This is a genomic window from Streptomyces plumbidurans (assembly GCF_019857225.1).
Taxonomy (GTDB): Bacteria; Actinomycetota; Actinomycetes; order Streptomycetales; family Streptomycetaceae; genus Streptomyces; species Streptomyces plumbidurans.
The window spans coordinates 1-3,163 of record NZ_JAFJSY010000158.1 but is presented as its reverse complement, the minus strand read 5'-3'; the positions used below and the strand labels follow the sequence as shown (position 1 = coordinate 3,163).

Below are 3,163 nucleotides of genomic sequence, written 5' to 3'. Positions count from 1 at the left end.
GCACGGCTCGGGCGTACGGCGCAGGACCGCCCCCGCGCTGTCCCTCCCGGTCGCCGAGGCCCTGCCGCTGCTCGTCCGCGCCCGGCGCGACCCGGCCGCCCACCCGGCCACCGCCTGCTGGGGAGCGGCGGCGCTGCACGCGCTCCGGCTCACCGCACGCGGACGCCTGCTGCCCGGCCTGACGGCCACGGGCCACGACGCCTGGCGGGCCGGGCCCCTGGACCCCGACGACATCGCGCACCTGCGCGCGGTCGCCGCCGCGCTGCCGTACGAGGGCCATGCGGTCCCGCTGCCCGGACCGGGCCCGCTGCGGCTGCCCGAGCCCGAGGCCCTGATGCGCGCCTTCCTGGACGCGGTCGCGGACACCCTGCCGCGCACCCCCGCCGCACCGCACGCCTGCGGCAGGCCCTTCGCCGACCGCAGCCCGCAGCATCTGCCCGCCGCCGGGGACTGGGCCGCCGAGGTCGCCGCCGGAATGGACGCGGGCGTGCGCATCTCGCTCCGCCTCGACCTGTCGGCCTCCGACCTGTTCGACCGCGACGAGCACGTACGCACCGCGGGCGCCGCGATCGTCCAGGTGCACAGCCTCGCCGACCCCACCCTGGTCGCCGACGCGGCGGTCCTGTGGGCGGGTGAGGCGGACGCGGCGTTCGGTCCACGCGCGCGCGTGGACGCCGCGCTCGCCGTGCGGCGCGCGGCCCGGATCTGGCCGCCGCTCGACCGGCTCTCCGAGCAGGACGTGCCGGACGTCCTGGCCCTGTCCGAGGAGGAGTTGGGCGACCTGCTCGACGTGGCGGCGACCCGGCTCGCGGCCGCGGGCGTCGCCGTGCACTGGCCGCGCGACCTGGCCCAGGACCTGAGCGCGACCGCGGTGGTACGGCCCGCGCCGGGCTCCGCGACGGACGGCACGGGCTTCTTCGACAGCGAGGAACTGCTCCAGTTCCGCTGGCAGTTGGCGCTCGGTGGCGATCCGCTCGACGAGGCCGAGATGGACGCCCTCGCGGAGGCCCACCGCCCGGTGGTGCGGCTGCGCGACCGCTGGGTGCTCGTCGACCCCGCGCTCGTCCGCAAGGCCCGCAAGCGCGAACTGGGCCTGCTCGACCCGGTGGACGCGCTCTCCGTCGCGCTCAGCGGCAGCGCGGAGGTGGACGGCGAGTCGGTCGAGGCGGTCCCGGTCGGCGCCCTGGCCGCCCTGCGTGACCGGCTCACGGCGGGAATCCGCCCCGCCGAGCCACCGCCCGGCCTGCACGCCACCCTCCGCGACTACCAACTCCGCGGCCTCGCCTGGCTGGACCTCATGACCACCCTGGGCCTCGGCGGCTGTCTCGCCGACGACATGGGCCTCGGCAAGACGATCACGGTCATCGCGCTGCACCTGCGACGCGCCCGCAGCGAGCCCACCCTGGTGGTCTGCCCGGCCTCCCTCCTCGGCAACTGGCAGCGGGAGATCGAGCGCTTCGCCCCCGGCGTCCCCGTCCGCCGCTTCCACGGCCCGGACCGCAGCCTGGAGGACATCGAGAACGGCTTCGTCCTGACGACGTACGGCACCATGCGGACGACCGCACCGCGCCTCGCCGAGCAGCCCTGGGGCATGGTCGTCGCCGACGAGGCGCAGCACGTCAAGAACCCGTACTCCGCGACGGCGAAGGCCCTGCGCACGATCCCCTCACCGGCACGCGTCGCGCTCACCGGCACGCCCGTGGAGAACAACCTCTCCGAGCTGTGGGCCCTGCTCGACTGGACGACACCGGGACTCCTCGGCCCGCTCAAGTCCTTCCGCGCCCGGCACGCGCGCGCGGTGGAGAACGGCGAGGACGAGGAGGCCGTGCAGCGGCTGGCCCGGCTGGTCCGCCCCTTCCTGCTGCGCCGCAAGAAGTCCGACCCCGGCATCGTGCCCGAACTGCCGCCCAAGACCGAGACGGACCACCCCGTGCCGCTCACCCGTGAACAGGCGGCTCTGTACGAGGCGGTGGTGCGCGAGTCGCTGCAGACCATCGAGACCACGAAGGGCATCGCACGCCGCGGACTGGTGCTCAAGCTCCTCGGTGCGCTGAAGCAGATCTGCGACCACCCCGCGCTGTATCTCAAGGAGGAGGCTGTGGCCGACGGCCGCCTGCTCGCCCGCTCCGGCAAACTCGCCCTCCTGGACGAGCTGTTGGACACCCTCCTCGCGGAGGACGGCTCGGCCCTGGTCTTCACGCAGTACGTGGGCATGGCCCGGCTGATCACCGCGCACCTGGCCTCCCGGGCCGTCCCGGTGGACCTCCTGCACGGCGGCACACCGGTGCCCGAACGCGAGCGCATGGTGGACCGCTTCCAGGCCGGGGCCACTCCCGTGCTGGTGCTGTCGCTGAAGGCAGCCGGCACCGGTCTGAACCTCACCCGCGCGGGACACGTCATCCACTTCGACCGCTGGTGGAACCCCGCTGTGGAGGAACAGGCCACCGACCGCGCCTACCGCATCGGCCAGACCCAGCCGGTCCAGGTCCACCGCCTCATCACCGAGGGCACGGTCGAGGACCGCATCGCCGAGATGCTTCAGTCCAAGCGCGCCCTGGCCGACGCCATCCTGGGCTCCGGCGAGTCCGCCCTCACGGAACTGACCGACCGTGAACTGACCGACCTGGTCTCCCTCCGGAGGACGACATGAGCCCGGGCCCGGCCGACGAGGCCCGCAGGGCGCTGAGGGAGGCGCGGGAGCGGGAGGGGGCCGCTGCGCGGGGCCAGGCAGGGGGAGAGGGGGGTTCGGGGGCTCCGGGGGTTGAGGTTCCGAGGGTTCCGGGGAGCGACGCTACGGAGGATGCCGAGGCATCGGGATCGGGATCGGCATCGGCGACGACGCCGAAATCGGCATGGGCTCGCACGCCTGCGCCTGCGTCGGCATCCGCGCCCGATGTGGCTGAGGCTGCTGAGGTGCCCGTTGCCCCCGAGGCGCCGGAGCGTGGCGAGCCACGGCCCGGTGACGCTGCCCGCGCGGCATTGCGCCGGGCGGCCTCGGCCGGTCCGTCCGCGCCGCCGAGTGAGGCACCCGAGCCGGAGGACGAAGAACCAGCCTCGGAGGCGGCGCCCCAGGAGCGGGAGGGCGATCGCGCGGGGGCGCGGCCCGGTGACGTCGCGCGCGAGGCGCTGCGGGCCGCGCGGGCGCGGGCGTTCGAGGCCCGGG

Annotated in this window: 1 protein-coding gene and 1 pseudogene; both read left to right on the top strand. The window is 75.4% G+C overall.

All coding sequences use genetic code 11. The features are described 5' to 3' along the window. Positions 1-2,650 (top strand): SCO1167/SCO6262 family helicase (locus JYK17_RS40125; RefSeq protein ID WP_222812313.1); only part of this gene is annotated, 2,650 nt, incomplete at its 5' end. A 263-nt stretch (positions 2,651-2,913) separates the two neighbouring features. Further along, positions 2,914-3,163: pseudogene (locus JYK17_RS40120) on the top strand (SWIM zinc finger family protein); the annotation flags it as partial.